This window comes from Nitrosopumilus sp. (assembly GCF_025699255.1).
Lineage (GTDB): Archaea > Thermoproteota > Nitrososphaeria > Nitrososphaerales > Nitrosopumilaceae > Nitrosopumilus.
The window spans coordinates 45,568-59,419 of record NZ_JAILWA010000006.1 but is presented as its reverse complement, the minus strand read 5'-3'; the positions used below and the strand labels follow the sequence as shown (position 1 = coordinate 59,419).

Genomic DNA, 13,852 nt, shown 5'->3' with positions numbered 1-13,852 from the left:
ACAAAAATTTACCAATTCATGCAAAGTCAAAACATTTCCTTTAAATTAAGATTTAATTTGTTTTTTATCAAGCTCCTATAGTGTAGTCCGGTTAAGCATTTTGGCTTCTCAAGCCAAAGACTCGGGTTCAAATCCCGATGGGAGCATTACACTTTTGGGGATATATACACGCCCCCAATTTTTGCACTAAGTTTGATCAGGTGAATTGTAGGAAATCATATTCTTGACTGCAAGAATGAGCCAGTAAGACAATTCCTAAAAATGCAGATAGAATAAATCGAGCATACACTACACACAATGAGGGAATTTTACTTAAAGATGATCCAAGTATTAGATGTGTTCCTTAACTTGCCAAACAATAACAGCTGGTATTGCTATGTACATTCCCAAGTTTAATACAATTACAGAAATTCCTAGTCCTAAAACTTGAACTTCTGAACCATCTTCAGCCAAGGTCATAATGGATAGTGTTGAAATCATAGGAGTGATAAAGGCTCTAACTGCTTCTTGGAACATTGGGTTTTCTCTTTCCCAATCAGCAATTGTTGGTGAGAATGAATAATACAATTGGTTAAATCCAGTCATAAATACTGCACCCGAAGTTGTACTTAGTACAGTGTTATCTCTAATTTCTCGCATGAATTGTACTTGTGGTGCAAGCTCTGTTCCATATGTTGCAGTTGCAATTAAACATCCTCCCGACTTTAGATCAACATCAGGAACTATAGATTCGCCTATACTTTTTCCTAATTCATCTGCCATTTGATCTGTATTACCTTGAATGGACTCTGTAACTTTTTTTTCAGTTTCGCCCAGTAGGTTATCAAAATCTTCTTGTACTGATCCAATTATATCTTTGGCAGATTCTTCTTGAGATTTCTTTTGAAACTCTTCATATCCTAGAGTATAATGCCATTTACACCCTACAGAAAAACTTTGAATAAATTCATTCTTTTCTTCAGTTGAGGCTCCAGCATTACTCAATTTTTGAAAAGGTACACTTGAACGAGCAAGTTGGTCAGAAGCTTTTTGTGGTTCAGGTCTACCACCATTCATACCATCACTAAATCCTTTATTCCAACACACACCAGAAGATTGAAAAGATTGAGTTTCTCCAGAATATTCAGAGTCATAAGTAAATTGACTCATATAAGATTCTGAACACTTGGAAACAAATCCATTGGCCCATTCATCTTGTAAATCACGATTGGATGCACCGTATGGATTGATAATAGTTCCCACGATTTCATATGAAGCTGCAGAAGGATCAGGGGATTTTCCCAAATTCTTATCCTTGTCTGCAGCACCAGAGCATTCACCGTATTTTTTAGATGCATCTGATTGTCCTTGAGAATAGGCTGTTTGTAATTCAGCAGAAGATGCAGAATAAACAGTAGTTGGTAGAAACAATCCTCCTATAGAAAATAATAAAATAGTAAAGAGTAGTTTTTGCCACAATACAGAATAATATTTCTAATATTCTACTTAAAGATGATCTTAAAAATTTCAAATGTTACAAATTACAATTAGAGATTTGAATCAAAATAACAATTTTCCTTAAGAAAATGAGAGTGTCAAACTAAAACTTCAACACTGCAATAGTACTCTAATCAGGATTCTCTACCATACCACATTGGTTTAGAAAACAATTGGTTTGCACGTCAAATACTGTTAGATATCTACACGCAGCATAAAACTAAAAGAAAAATGTCCAAGGATACAGCCCCAATTGAACCTAAAATCAACAAAAGAAGATTTCTATCCATTTCTATCACATTACCACTTTAGAGGACAATTATCCAAAATATCTCTTGGAAACGGATTTGAAACTATGCAAAGCGTATCACCATCACCACTCCATGTCTTCAACACAATACGATCCTTTTCCAAAATCAAATCAACATAGTTGTCACCCTTTTTTGTAGAATATTTGTATGGAACACCTTTGGAATCAGGAAATTCAGTGATCTCACGGTCAGAATACTTTTCTTTGAATGTATCAATTAATTCTTCAAGATTTGAATCATTTGAAATGATTTCAGGTTCAGAAATATCGCTGAATAAATTCCAAGCACCATAAAATGCAAAAAGCAGCAAAAAGCCAATGCCAACATTTCTTGCAAATTTTTTCTTATATTCTGGGCCAACAGGTGTAAAAAAATAATTGAAATTATTCATGATAATCTAATGTAAAATCATCATAATTAGTTATAATTTTTTTATCTTAGAGATTGGACTAGTCACAAAACATGATGGAAACATTTCACTTTTGTTTCAAAATTGTTTCTTTAAATAACAAAATTAAGAAGAATAATTGTTGAGCCTTAGAGAAATTGAATTAAAGGAAGAATATCGTTCAGATAGAAATGATATTGTAGCAGAATTTTTTTTTCCTTGTCTCAGTAATTGTATTGAATATGATAGATGTGTTGATTTTCTATCAATAGAAACGCTAGCAACCATTGCCATGGCTTTTGAGAATTTTTCCATAGGAAAAGCAAAATTAAGAATGATTACAGGGCACAGATTTAGAACTACAGATCTGAATCTTTTCACTAAATTATTTTCTGAAAAATATTCAAAGTCGTTTGAAGGAAAATTAATCAAAGATTCAAAGATTCAAAAACTTCAAGATATTGTCAATAAAGGCCAGATTGAATTAAAGGTTGCAATTCCAAATTCTGAACAAATTGCAGATTCATTCTCAGAAAGAATTGGGATTTTTAGAGACGAACATGATCAAACAGTAGCATTTACTGGAACTTCTAGAGAATCATTTTCAACCCAAACACGAGATTTTGAATCTGTAGATGTGTTTACATCATGGAATGACAAATCCAGAGTAGAAAGAAAGATGAAGGATTTTGAAGAATTATGGGACAATAAAACCAAATATGTCGAAGTGTATGATTTTATGAAAGCCGAAGGGAATAGTCTTTTAAAATATTCTTCGGAGTGGATTTTACAAGATTAAAGATTGAAAGATTCTTCCAAGCGGGCTTTGTTTTCATAAAAGTTCATTCTGTTAATTTTGTAATAGATTACCTCTCCACGACGATCAATTACTGCAATTATAGGTTCTTTACCCATTTGAGTTATTTCTTCAACCTTTTTTTGCAAAGTTCCCATTTTTTCTTGCTGACCTTCATTAAGGCCAAAGACAAGAAATTTGGCACCTTTTTCACCATAATGTCCTCTCTCATAAACTCGAAAATCAAATCCAAAACCAAAACCATCTTTTACAACATAACCTCTGTTTCGCAAATCACGATATATCAAAAACTTTGTTAGAATTTCGAAATCAATTTTTTGACACATATTCATAAAGAAATCAAAATCAATCGATTTTTTTCCTTTTTTTAAAATGAGTTTTTTTGTGTATAACAGATAAAGAGTTTCAAAAGATTTCAAAAACAATTTCTCGCTTTCAATTTCTCCAAAACCCTTCAAATCAAGTTCATGAATCATATTTTTATTAGAAATACATACTTGATCTGAAACCAGATCTCCATTAACAACAGGGGCATCTTCCATGATGAAGTGGAAATTGTTGGATTTCCATATAAGCATTGGATAATACGAAGAATAGCCTGCTAACCGTTAAAATATGGGCGTTTTGGCTTGAGAATATCATGCATGGTGCAAACTATCGAGATGGAACTGGACAAGTCTTTACCAGAAAAGAGTACATCAAAGGTAAGCCACAAATTAAAATTGCAAAATTTCAAGGTGGAAAAAGAGGAACATATCAATATTGTGTTCAATTATTAATCAATGAAAAAATTCAGATTAGACATATGGCTATCGAGTCTACAAGATTAGCAGCAAACAAAACACTTGAAAAAACCACAGGTGAATCAGGTTATTATTCAAGATTAAGAATTTATCCACACAATCTTCTTAGAGAAAACAAACAGATTGCAACTGCAGGTGCAGATAGAGTTTCTGAAGGAATGCGAAGATCATGGGGTAAAGCAGTTAGTTTAGGTGCAAGAGTAAAACAAGGTCAATGCATTATGGAATTGTATGTTAATGGTGATGCACATGTTGAAGCTGCAAAGAAAGCACTTCACGGAGCATGTGTAAAATTACCAGGAACACCACAAATAAAGGTCATTGAATGGAATAAACTATCCCCATAGTTTGGTTAAATTAGATCTCTTATTTCTTACAAATTCTACAAATTCTAAAAACTCTTCTTTTGTAGGTTCTCGATTTAGAATTCGTTTAGATTGATAATAAAATGTATTATAGATACGTCCCACAATTATTCCCAATCCAAATGATTGAGAATCATCAATATTTGAAAATGATTCAATCAATTGAATAATTTCATCTTTGTTAGAAACAGAGTCTTGAATTTTTTGTTCAATTTTCTTCAACAGAATTTCATCCATGATGTATCTTGATTGAAATAGTTAAAAACAGTTTAATATCCAAATTCAACCTTGAGGGTTGTTGCAGTTATAGTACAGTCTGGTTAGTACTCGTGCTTGCCAAGTACGTGACCCGGGTTCAAATCCCGGTAACTGCACCACTTTTGATTAATTCTTTGGAATTAGAGCATCCTTAATGATATCAAGAGCATCTTGAGCTTTTTCAGGACGAGGCAATTGAATCATAAACACATTATCTTTACCATAATTAGATTTAGGAGAAGAAAGTGCAAGCATGGATGTTTTTGCTAATGATTCAAAAAATTCAAGATCAGTATTAGCATTGACAAGAAATTTTTCAACAATGTTTCCTTTTGAAAATGTCAAAGTAATTTCCACGAAAACATTTCCTAAACCATCTTGTAAAATATTCAAATCTGTATTTATAGACAAAGATTGTCCAGCAACTTTAGATATCATCTCATCATATTTTTTTTCATCCAATTCAATACAAGGTGTTTGTTTTCCATCAAAATCAAAAGTTGTAATTCCAGGATGAACTTTCTTGAGAAATTCTTTTAATTCATCAGACATTATTTTGCTCTTCTAGTGCAGGTATTATTTTATCACCAGCTTTTACTAAAAATGGAGAAATAAAGGCAGTGATTATAGAGATTATACCAATTAACGGAAACAAGAAAGCACTAACTGCACCAATATCAACACCAACTTTCACAATTACAATTGAAAATTCTCCTCTAGGAGCTGCTAAAGTAAACGCAGAACGCATAGCCTTTCCACGTTTTTGTCTGAAAATCATATTTCCAATCATGTTTCCTCCAAACTTCATTCCAGTAGCTACAGCAATCAAAGCTATGGCTACAAAAATATAATTTTCAAGCTGTGAAACATCCATCAAAGCACCGACCGAAATAAAGAAGATTGCTACAAACATATCTTTGATAGGACTAGAAAGCAGTTTTGCAACTTCAGCAGATTTTGATTCAGCAACTAAAACACCAGCCAAAAATGCCCCAATTGCTACTGAGAGTCCTACGATATTTGCCAATAAAGCATACCCAAAACATACCCCAAGAACACTAAGAAGTAAAATTTCACGATGCTCTGCAGCTGCAACCTTATCAATCAGAGGGGGAATTACACGAGTTCCAATAGTGAATGTTCCCACAATTAAACCAGTTGCAACTAGTACAACAACAAGTATTGATTCTATAGAAACAGTTCCTACTAAAGCAATAGATTGTAATGAAGAAATTAAAATTACTGCTATGACGTCTTCTACAATCAAGATACCCAAAACCAGAATAGATGATTCTTTTTTGATCTTTCCCATCTCTTCTAAAAGTTTGACAATAATTGCAGTACTGGATATAGATAATGCAGCTGCAATAAACAATGCATCCATAAATGCCAGCCCAAGAGCAGTCGCAGTATAGAACAACACACCCAAAGTGGAAAACAATCCAATGGTTCCAACTCCAATTGCAACACGACCTATGCTTTTGATTTTGGCATAAGGAAATTCAATTCCAATTACAAAAAGAAGTAAAATTACACCAATTTCTGCAAAAAGATTCAATGCAGAAATATCAGACAATATTCCAACACCCTCTAAAACATCAGTAGGGGGCCCACCTTCAGGTAAAACCCAAGACCAAAAAGGAGATAGCGGTCCAATCAACATACCTGCAAAAAGATAACCAATGATCAGGGGTTGTTTGATTTTAAAAAATGCCAGAGTTACAACTGCACCAATTATCATGATAAAAGCTAAATCAGTAACAAAACTAGTATGAGGAAGTTCGGGAGTAATCTGTTCAATTAAACTAGAAACAGTATTGTTCAAAGAGCTATGAATTCCACTTGAATCTAATTGTAGTGGAAGGCTTTGCATGTTTTCAGTTAACAAATTTGTTTAAAAATGATTATGGATTCAAAATTGGAGGCTCAAGAGATTTCAAAATCTTTAACCTCTTTATTCTCAAACATCATATTCTAAATGCAGAGTGATGAGTAGGTCATCTGATTTCATGAGGAGATATGACCTGGGGTATCTGACTGCATAATTGGTTACTTTGTAATCACCTTGCTATTAATAGTACGGTACCATACCGTACTATATGATTCAATGTGAATATTGTCCAAGAGGGTTTATTGAAACAGCAAATGGGTTGGCTGAAAAGACATTTCATGAATTACTTCATGAACCAGAAGTTGTAAACAAGTAACTCTTTACATTTTTTATTTTACACCCAACTTTTTTAACTCCAAATTTTTAATTGAATTTACATGGCTACTAAAACGACAAAGAAGAAAACCGCAACTAAAACAAAAAAAGAGCCTAGTCCAGCAGCAGTGTTAAAAAAAGTAGCATCTGTTTCAGATTCCAACAAGGCTTTACAAAAAGAGATCAAAGTCATGTCAAAAATATTTGGAGAAAATCAAAAAGTTCTACTATCCATGAAAGGTATGATTGATACATTAACATCAACATTAGAGCACATTCAAAAGCAATCAAAACAAATCAACATTATTGAAGATGATACTCAAAAGCTGTATGCAGGATTAAATCAAGTTAGATCACAATCAAATCTAGTAAATAAAATCAATGATCAAACATCAAAATTAGAAAAAGAGATTAGCAGAATATCTGAATTACAAAAATCAACAAAACCCCAAGAATTATCTCAGCAAGTAGAAGACAGTATGAATTCAATTAAAAATAATTCTCAAATGATCATAAAAATTGCTCAGAGAATTGATGAAGTTAGAGATGATCTAAGAAAAGTTTCAGGGAAAACAGACTCATTTTTAGAGATTGGTTCTGAAATGAATAGTCTAAAAAATACAATAGAAGAAATTTCAGGAAAAACTGAAAAACTCGATACAGATTCCCAAATCATTGAGAGTCTAAAACTAGAATTGGGTAGAATATCTGAAGGAATTACATCTAATTCAAATCTCAATGCAGAATTAGAAGCCATCAAGATAACAATTGATTCGATCTCATCTAAAGCATCAAAAATTGATTCGTTAGGAGGAGTAATTGACGGCCTTAAACAACAGTTTGAGACAATATCCTCCAAAGCTAATTCTGTAGATAACTTGAGTCTAGAATCAATCAAAGAATTAGGAGGGAAAATAGACAAAATTGAGACTGAAATTGGCGCCCTATCTCAAAGAGCAGATTCAACAGCATTTGTTGGAGAAGGATTAAAATCAGTTCAGGAAGAACTTTCAAATTTCAAAGAAAATGTGTTTGATAAAACTAACAAGATTGAACAAAAAATATCATCAGTCTCAGACACTCTAAAAAGACAAGATGAATCCACAATAGAGTTTCATAAGAAATCTGAAAAACTCTATGAAGAATTACAATCAGTCAAGAATGTCACAAACAAAGCATCTAGTGATTCCTCAAAAGAAATGATGGCGTTGTTAAAACTATCAGAATATCAATCAAACATCAGAATGAATGCAGAATCAAAATACGGTGTTTCTAAAGATATAGAAAATATGGCATCACAAACTGCAGACATTGTAAATCTGTTTGATAGAATTTCCATTGAATCAGGAGAAAAAATCCCATTACCACATGAAGTTAGACAGTGGGCAGTAAGTAAAATTCTAGATTGCGCAGATAGGTGGGAAATTAGATTTAGTGATGTTTACTCAATTTTGACAAATGCAATAGGAAGAGACATGCTAAAAGAGTCAATTAGAATTCAACAAGTTAGAGACATTTACGGTATTAGAGCTGTAGATGAGCTTAGAAAAGATCTGAATATTTCTTAATTATTCTTCATCAGATTTAGTAAGCTGATCTTTCTTTCGTTTCAGAGCTGCAAAAATTCCAATGATTGCTGCAATCCAAATAACACTTAACATCATATTTGCAGGACTGACATACATGTATGGAGTAGCATCCATAATATTGGCTTTTAATAATAATGCTCTATCATTAATATCCAACATTCCAGTATGATAAGCAGAATTATCTTTTGAAATAGAAGAGATTTCATCAAGACCATCAAACATAGAGTTTACATCATTTTGAATTCTAATGAAATTTGTAGATTCTGTACCAAAAATCCAAACAGGGTTTTTAGAAATCAGTTTACCATCACTATCAGTTGTTTCAGGCAAATTAATCATAACAATATCCAAATCAGCCTGAATAGATGTCAAGTGATCCCGAATAACATTAGGATCGGAAGAAGCAACAATTCCATCAAGATTTCCTCGGATTCTATCAAGAGGATAAATATCTGAATTATAACCAGCAACTGCCATATATGCTCCAAAAACAATTATTCCAATAATTCCAATCATGGAAAGTTTGTAAATAGTATTTGCCATTTTTTCTTTCTTCGTTTTTGGTCGATTAACACTGGATTTATTTCTTTTAAAGCGAGTATGAGACAAGCTCATGTAAGCAATATAGAAAAAACCTAATGCCTGAATGGCGATAATTGGTACAAACACAGGATTGTTAGAAAATATTGAAATAAAGATTCCCATTATTCCATAAACGCCAAAAAATATTTCCAAAAGAGTTGTTTGTGTAAATGGAAGATTGTAAGCTTTGTCTCTCCAATCATCTTTTTTTGTAACTATTCCATATTTTGGAGTTCTATGAAATTCATTTTTCTTTCCAAGTACTGCATCAAAAACTGCAACAGTATTGTTAACTGACATTCCAGCATTGTAAACAAGTAAAGCAGGCAATAATTTGGCTTTTGATTTCCACGATTTGTGATACATGCCACGAATTACAATCATGTATGCACCAGGTCCCATTGCAAGATAGGTAGCAAGTGTAATTGCGGGCAAAACACTAACTACATAGAGATTAACTTGAGCAGCTAGTAATATAGGCAAAGTCAAAAATTGAATTAAAACTAGAGGGTAAACAATATGACGAGTCAGTTGAATGAATGCCTGAATTTTTGCCTCTAATCCAACGTTTCGTTTTAAACCAATATCAGAAAGTAGTTTTATTGCACATTGGATGGAGCCTTTTGCCCAACGAAATTGTTGTCTTTTTGCCCCATTCATTTGTGCAGGCAATTCAGCATCAACCACAATGTCAGGTAAGAATAAACATTTCCAGCCTTTCATTTGTGCTCTATAGCTTAAATCAAGATCTTCAACTAGTGTAGCAGTGTGCCAACCTCCTGCATCTTCAATGCATTCACGTCTCCAAATTCCTGCAGTACCATTGAAATTCATGAAAAGATGAGAATTGCTTTTTGCTTTTTGCTCAATTAAAAAATGAAAATCAATACTTAGTGCTTGAACTTGAGTAAGTGCAGAATAGTTTTCATTTACATGTCCCCATCTACATTGAACCAATCCTATGTTAGATTTTGCAAAATGTGGAATAGCTCGTTTAAGGAACCATGTAGGAGGAATAAAATCAGCATCAAAAATAGCAACTAGATCAGTATCAGTAGTTTTCATTGCATGTTTTAGTGCACCAGCTTTGTATCCTTTCCTAGTACCACGTCTAACATGTTCAATCTGAAATCCTTGTTTTTTGTAATCATCAACAACATTTCCAAGTAATTCAACTGTATCATCATCAGAATCATCACATACCATTATTCTCATTTTTTCTTTAGGATAATCCAGATTACAAACAGAATCTACAAGTCTTTTTGCTACATATTTTTCATTGTATATTGGCAATTGAATTGTGACGCTAGGTGTTCCCCAATCAATTGTCGGGTGTCTTTCTTTTCTAGTTCTAGAAATAATTGCAAGATAATAGAAATTAACAGTGTATGCTGTAATAATAATTGCAGAGAAAATAAACAGATCAAATACAAATGTTGTGAAAGGGTTAATTGCCATATCCCTAATTTCACAGAATTACTAATCGCTATTTATAGTTGCAAAAATTAAAATTATTTTTGCTCATAAATCTTGATTGCTTGTGGAGGACAAACACCTTCACATGCCAAACAGAAAATACAATCAGGTTCCTTTGACATTAAGGGTTTTTTCTCAGATGCAGGATTGCCAGGAGTATCAAACCATTCGTAAACACCTACAGGACATGCTTCAATGCATCCACCATCGGCAATACAAATATCATAATCTACTGAAACAAATTCTCCCCATACACCCATGATACCATTACTGGTTCCACGTCTTCCCCAAGTTTTGATTGTGTGTTCTGCAGCTTCATATGCAGCAGAAGGTTTCATTTTTGATTTATAATCAACATCAATTGGTCCAGGTTTTGCACCATCTGGAATTTCGATAGAACTATCATCTTCCTCTTCTTCATCATCTTTTGCCTCAACAGGTTTTGGTTTTGCTCCAAGAACAATTTTTGCAAGAGGGGTTAATTCTTCTAGTTTTTGAATTGCTGCCACTTCAGAAATTTTTTCAGTTTTAGCAAAATAAGAGATCATTTTGTCGGCCAAAATAGTATTTCGTAAAATAGTATCAATGACCATTTTTGCAAAATGATCTGCTTTCTTTCTGTAATCTTTGACCCAATTCGGATCACCGAATTTTTCAATTGGGAAAATTTGATAAATAATGTCTACAACTTCTCCAGTTACAATTTCTACTGTAACTGATAAATCAACTTCTTCGTATCCTTTTGCATCCGGATTATCCATGTTTTGTTCTTTCCATCTATAGGTTGCAAAAATTCTGTCTGCATACATGTCCATCTCAAAAGCCTTTTTGAGGCCATCATGGACAGATTTTATCTCAGGAATTTCTTCAAGCTTAATTGGTAATCGGTATAACCCAAGCTTAAATCCATGTAACGGATATACTCCACGTTTTGCAGTGGGTGCTTCCATTGACCAAACTCGATCTTTGAGAAGTAAGGACATCTGGTCTCTGTAATTTTATTTTATTTAAAAAGGTTATCAGTCGTCATCGTCAGGACATGTAAGTTCTCGAAGTTCTGTGTATTTTTTTTCCATTGCTTCAGCATGAACTTCTACTTGAGATAGATCATACGAATTCTTTGAAAAATACCAACGAATAGGGACCCAATGACCTATTCCATCCATATCATGGATCATACCTTTATCAGCTTTAACATGGAGTTTTTCATCAATCGATGTTTCTTTAATTTCAAGTCCTCGTTTTGTTTTGTCTTCCATGATGATATCAGACTCACCATCTTTGATAAAATAGAAAGAGCCTTTCTTTAGAATAGGAAGGTCTAATAGCAATTTATTTTTCCACAGGATTTCCTATCATGTTTCCCCATTCAGTCCAAGAACCATCATAATTTCGGACCTTAGGATATCCAAGTAGATATTTTAGTACAAACCAACTGTGTGATGAACGCTCTCCAATTCTACAATAGCAAATGACATCTTTATCCGGAGTTACACCTTTTGGTTCATAATTTTGTTTTAATTCTTCAACTGCTTTGAATGTACCATCAGCATCATTAACTGCTGTTGCCCATGGAATGTTATTTGCGTCAGGAATATGACCGCCTCTTTGTGCATGCTCCATTGGATATTCTGGAGGAGCAGTTATTTGGCCTGAGAATTCTGCAGGAGATCTTACATCCACCATTACAGTATCTTCTTTTCCTAGTGCTCTACTCACATCAAATAGATATGCACGTAATCCTTCATCTGGAGGTTGTGCAACATAATTCGTTGCAGCGATTTGTGGTTCATCTGTAGTGTATTCTTTATTTTCTAATTCCCATTTTTTTCTTCCGCCATTCATAATCTTGAGATTTTCATGTCCATAAATTTTGAAAACCCAGAAAACAAAGGCTGCAAACCAATTGTTAAAGTCACCATAAAGAATTACTTCAGTATCGGCAGTAATTCCATTCTTTGACATTAATGCTTCAAATTCTTTTTTACTGATAATATCTCGAGTTACAGGATCATTAATGTCTCGTTTCCACCAAATTAAAGTGGCACCGTTAATGTGTCCTTTTTCATATCCATTTACAGGATCATAATCAACTTCTACTAATTTCCTATTCTCATTGGGAGGATTTTGCGATACCCATTCTGTATCAACTAAAACTTCAGGATGTGCGTAACTCATATTTTGTACGAGTTTGTTTTCATACTTATTTGTTTTTCCAAAGAATACCAAAAATATCATTTTTATGTTAATAGGCTTCAGAAGAACTGCTTGAAATTACAAAAAGTGGCAGTGGTAAGCAAGGTAGGATCTAAAGACTCAGAACAAGCTGCAAAAAATGTCGCAAAGAAATTTTTGGCAAAAAAATCCAAAGTATTTACAATTTCTCCAATCGAAGTAGAAGGAGCAAAACAAATTGAAACATTAGAAGAATTGAAAAAAGAAAAACTAGATTTGGTAATTACCCTCGGAGGAGACGGGACAACTCTTAGAGTATTTAGAAATTTAGAAAATGAAACACCAATTTTGACAATAAATGTAGGCGGAAACAGGGGAATATTAGCAGAAATCACTATCGAGGAAATTGATGACGCAATTGAACAAATTTTAAAAGATAATTTCTTTTTAGATAAAAGAACTAGAGTTGTTGCATCATGTGGCGGAAAAGAATTTCCACCCGCACTAAATGAAATTTACATTTCACGAACTAATTTAACAAAGACAGCAGAAATTAAAATTAAATTTCAAGATGACACAGTCAAACAAAAAATGGATGGAGTGATAATTGCAACTCCAAGTGGATCCACAGGACATTCATTTTCACTTGGAGGCCCAATTTTACATGAAAGTTTAGATGTTTTAATCATAACGCCAGTTGCACCAGTATACAGACTAGCATCATTAATTGTTCCAGATGAAAAAATTGAAATCACGTGTTCTCATGATTGTAATATAGCTATGGATGCACAAGTTGTTAAAACAGCAGGATATGAAGAACCAATTACAATAAAAAAATATAAAAAACCAGCAGTCTTTCTTAGATTAAAGAAAAGAGGACTGAGACAGATGAGCAAACTTGGATTTTAGAATTTTAGACGCCAGTGCATTTTATGCAGGAGTACCATTTAGATCATCAGAAGATTGCTATACAACATCTGCAGTATATGATGAGATTAAACACATAAAGAAAAATCATGATGCATTAGGAACACTGCTTGAAACTAACAGATTAAAGATAAGAGAACCTGATTTAAAATCAACAGAAGATGCAATAAAGGCAGCTAAAGACACCGGAGATTTTCCCCAATTATCTAAACAAGATATTTCAATACTAGCGCTATGCATTGAAATGAACGGCCAGATAATTAGCGATGATTTTGCAATATCAAATGTAGCCAAAAATTTAGGTTTAGAGATTTTACCAATCATGACAAAAGGCATAGAAGATGTAGGAAAATGGGTTCATTATTGTCCAGGCTGTAGAACTAATCACATCACGGGAAAAGAATGCCCTATGTGTGGAACACAGTTGAAAAGAAAACTACTCAAAGAAAAATCAGTTTCAATATAATTCAAAAAATGTA

At 33.3% G+C, this 13,852-nt stretch carries 15 protein-coding genes and 2 tRNA genes; 7 read left to right on the top strand and 10 right to left on the bottom strand.

Annotation, left to right across the window (positions count from 1 at the left end; genetic code table 11):
• Nucleotides 1–71 precede the first annotated feature (71 nt).
• Nucleotides 72–146: transfer RNA gene (locus K5781_RS06895), tRNA-Glu, on the top strand.
• 184 nt (nt 147–330) lie between these two features.
• Here the strand turns inward: K5781_RS06895 and K5781_RS06890 are convergent.
• Together K5781_RS06890 and K5781_RS06885 are read right to left on the bottom strand one after the other, a co-directional pair.
• Nucleotides 331–1,410: a CFI-box-CTERM domain-containing protein gene (locus K5781_RS06890; protein ID WP_297442098.1), complete on the bottom strand. Its 1,080-nt coding sequence runs from the start codon at nt 1,408–1,410 to the stop codon at nt 331–333.
• Between the two features lie 366 nt (nt 1,411–1,776).
• Complete coding sequence (locus K5781_RS06885; RefSeq protein WP_297442096.1) at nt 1,777–2,178, bottom strand: hypothetical protein; 402 nt, start codon at nt 2,176–2,178, stop codon at nt 1,777–1,779.
• A gap of 139 nt (nt 2,179–2,317) precedes the next feature.
• Here K5781_RS06885 and K5781_RS06880 point away from each other — a divergent pair, with 139 nt between their 5' ends.
• The gene (locus K5781_RS06880) at nt 2,318–2,974 is read left to right on the top strand and encodes a DNA repair helicase (RefSeq protein ID WP_297442094.1); all 657 of its coding nucleotides are present in this window, start codon (nt 2,318–2,320) and stop codon (nt 2,972–2,974) included.
• Here K5781_RS06880 and endA read toward each other — a convergent pair.
• Nucleotides 2,971–3,534 carry a tRNA-intron lyase gene (gene endA, locus K5781_RS06875; RefSeq protein WP_297442092.1) on the bottom strand — a complete coding sequence of 188 codons (564 nt, stop codon included), beginning with the start codon at nt 3,532–3,534 and terminating at the stop codon, nt 2,971–2,973. The genes K5781_RS06880 and endA overlap by 4 nt on opposite strands.
• 98 nt (nt 3,535–3,632) lie before the next feature.
• Between endA and K5781_RS06870 the strand changes: the two genes are divergently transcribed.
• Nucleotides 3,633–4,142: a 50S ribosomal protein L16 gene (locus K5781_RS06870; protein ID WP_297442090.1), complete on the top strand. Its 510-nt coding sequence runs from the start codon at nt 3,633–3,635 to the stop codon at nt 4,140–4,142.
• Here K5781_RS06870 and K5781_RS06865 read toward each other — a convergent pair.
• Nucleotides 4,131–4,397, bottom strand: a complete 267-nt coding sequence (locus tag K5781_RS06865; RefSeq protein ID WP_297442089.1) for a hypothetical protein — start codon at nt 4,395–4,397, stop codon at nt 4,131–4,133. The two genes, K5781_RS06870 and K5781_RS06865, sit on opposite strands and share 12 nt — an antisense overlap.
• A gap of 63 nt (nt 4,398–4,460) precedes the next feature.
• Between K5781_RS06865 and K5781_RS06860 the strand changes: the two genes are divergently transcribed.
• Nucleotides 4,461–4,537: transfer RNA gene (locus K5781_RS06860), tRNA-Gly, on the top strand.
• 7 nt (nt 4,538–4,544) lie between these two features.
• Here K5781_RS06860 and K5781_RS06855 read toward each other — a convergent pair.
• Together K5781_RS06855 and K5781_RS06850 are read right to left on the bottom strand one after the other, a co-directional pair.
• Nucleotides 4,545–4,970, bottom strand: coding sequence for a hypothetical protein (locus tag K5781_RS06855; RefSeq protein WP_297442087.1), 426 nt, complete (start codon nt 4,968–4,970; stop codon nt 4,545–4,547).
• Nucleotides 4,963–6,291, bottom strand: coding sequence for a cation:proton antiporter (locus K5781_RS06850; RefSeq protein WP_297442085.1), 1,329 nt, complete (start codon nt 6,289–6,291; stop codon nt 4,963–4,965). Before K5781_RS06850 ends, K5781_RS06855 begins: the two co-directional genes overlap by 8 nt.
• Before the next feature lie 395 nt (nt 6,292–6,686).
• Between K5781_RS06850 and K5781_RS06845 the strand changes: the two genes are divergently transcribed.
• Nucleotides 6,687–8,192 (top strand): chemotaxis protein, encoded by a 1,506-nt coding sequence (locus K5781_RS06845; protein WP_297442083.1) that lies wholly within the window; start codon nt 6,687–6,689, stop codon nt 8,190–8,192.
• Here K5781_RS06845 and K5781_RS06840 read toward each other — a convergent pair whose 3' ends face one another.
• The 4 genes from K5781_RS06840 to K5781_RS06825 are packed head-to-tail and all read right to left on the bottom strand — an operon-like array spanning nt 8,193 to nt 12,449.
• On the bottom strand, nt 8,193–10,253 hold the full coding sequence (locus K5781_RS06840) for a cellulose synthase family protein (protein ID WP_297442081.1): 2,061 nt from the start codon (nt 10,251–10,253) through the stop codon (nt 8,193–8,195).
• A 53-nt stretch (nt 10,254–10,306) separates the two neighbouring features.
• Complete coding sequence (locus tag K5781_RS06835; RefSeq protein WP_366848066.1) at nt 10,307–11,254, bottom strand: 4Fe-4S binding protein; 948 nt, start codon at nt 11,252–11,254, stop codon at nt 10,307–10,309.
• A 36-nt stretch (nt 11,255–11,290) separates the two neighbouring features.
• On the bottom strand, nt 11,291–11,602 hold the full coding sequence (locus K5781_RS06830) for a hypothetical protein (RefSeq protein ID WP_297442077.1): 312 nt from the start codon (nt 11,600–11,602) through the stop codon (nt 11,291–11,293).
• 1 nt (nt 11,603) lies between these two features.
• Nucleotides 11,604–12,449, bottom strand: coding sequence for a sulfurtransferase (locus K5781_RS06825; protein ID WP_297442075.1), 846 nt, complete (start codon nt 12,447–12,449; stop codon nt 11,604–11,606).
• A 90-nt stretch (nt 12,450–12,539) separates the two neighbouring features.
• Between K5781_RS06825 and K5781_RS06820 the strand changes: the two genes are divergently transcribed.
• Together K5781_RS06820 and K5781_RS06815 are read left to right on the top strand one after the other, a co-directional pair.
• Nucleotides 12,540–13,355 carry an NAD(+)/NADH kinase gene (locus K5781_RS06820; RefSeq protein WP_297442073.1) on the top strand — a complete coding sequence of 272 codons (816 nt, stop codon included), beginning with the start codon at nt 12,540–12,542 and terminating at the stop codon, nt 13,353–13,355.
• Complete coding sequence (locus tag K5781_RS06815) at nt 13,345–13,839, top strand: nucleotide-binding protein (protein WP_297442071.1); 495 nt, start codon at nt 13,345–13,347, stop codon at nt 13,837–13,839. The genes K5781_RS06820 and K5781_RS06815 overlap by 11 nt, the downstream gene beginning before the upstream one ends.
• The last annotated feature ends 13 nt before the right edge of the window (nt 13,840–13,852 follow it).

What these genes read in the sequence shown, in the direction of transcription:
- K5781_RS06885 (WP_297442096.1), bottom strand. Translation starts at nt 2,178, where the DNA reads ATGAATAATTTCAATTATTTTTTTACACCTGTTGGCCCAGAATATAAG.
- endA (WP_297442092.1), bottom strand. Translation starts at nt 3,534, where the DNA reads ATGGAAGATGCCCCTGTTGTTAATGGAGATCTGGTTTCAGATCAAGTA.
- K5781_RS06870 (WP_297442090.1), top strand. Translation starts at nt 3,633, where the DNA reads ATGCATGGTGCAAACTATCGAGATGGAACTGGACAAGTCTTTACCAGA.
- K5781_RS06865 (WP_297442089.1), bottom strand. Translation starts at nt 4,397, where the DNA reads ATGGATGAAATTCTGTTGAAGAAAATTGAACAAAAAATTCAAGACTCT.
- K5781_RS06855 (WP_297442087.1), bottom strand. Translation starts at nt 4,970, where the DNA reads ATGTCTGATGAATTAAAAGAATTTCTCAAGAAAGTTCATCCTGGAATT.
- K5781_RS06850 (WP_297442085.1), bottom strand. Translation starts at nt 6,291, where the DNA reads ATGCAAAGCCTTCCACTACAATTAGATTCAAGTGGAATTCATAGCTCT.
- K5781_RS06845 (WP_297442083.1), top strand. Translation starts at nt 6,687, where the DNA reads ATGGCTACTAAAACGACAAAGAAGAAAACCGCAACTAAAACAAAAAAA.
- K5781_RS06840 (WP_297442081.1), bottom strand. Translation starts at nt 10,253, where the DNA reads ATGGCAATTAACCCTTTCACAACATTTGTATTTGATCTGTTTATTTTC.
- K5781_RS06835 (WP_366848066.1), bottom strand. Translation starts at nt 11,254, where the DNA reads ATGTCCTTACTTCTCAAAGATCGAGTTTGGTCAATGGAAGCACCCACT.
- K5781_RS06825 (WP_297442075.1), bottom strand. Translation starts at nt 12,449, where the DNA reads ATGAGTTACGCACATCCTGAAGTTTTAGTTGATACAGAATGGGTATCG.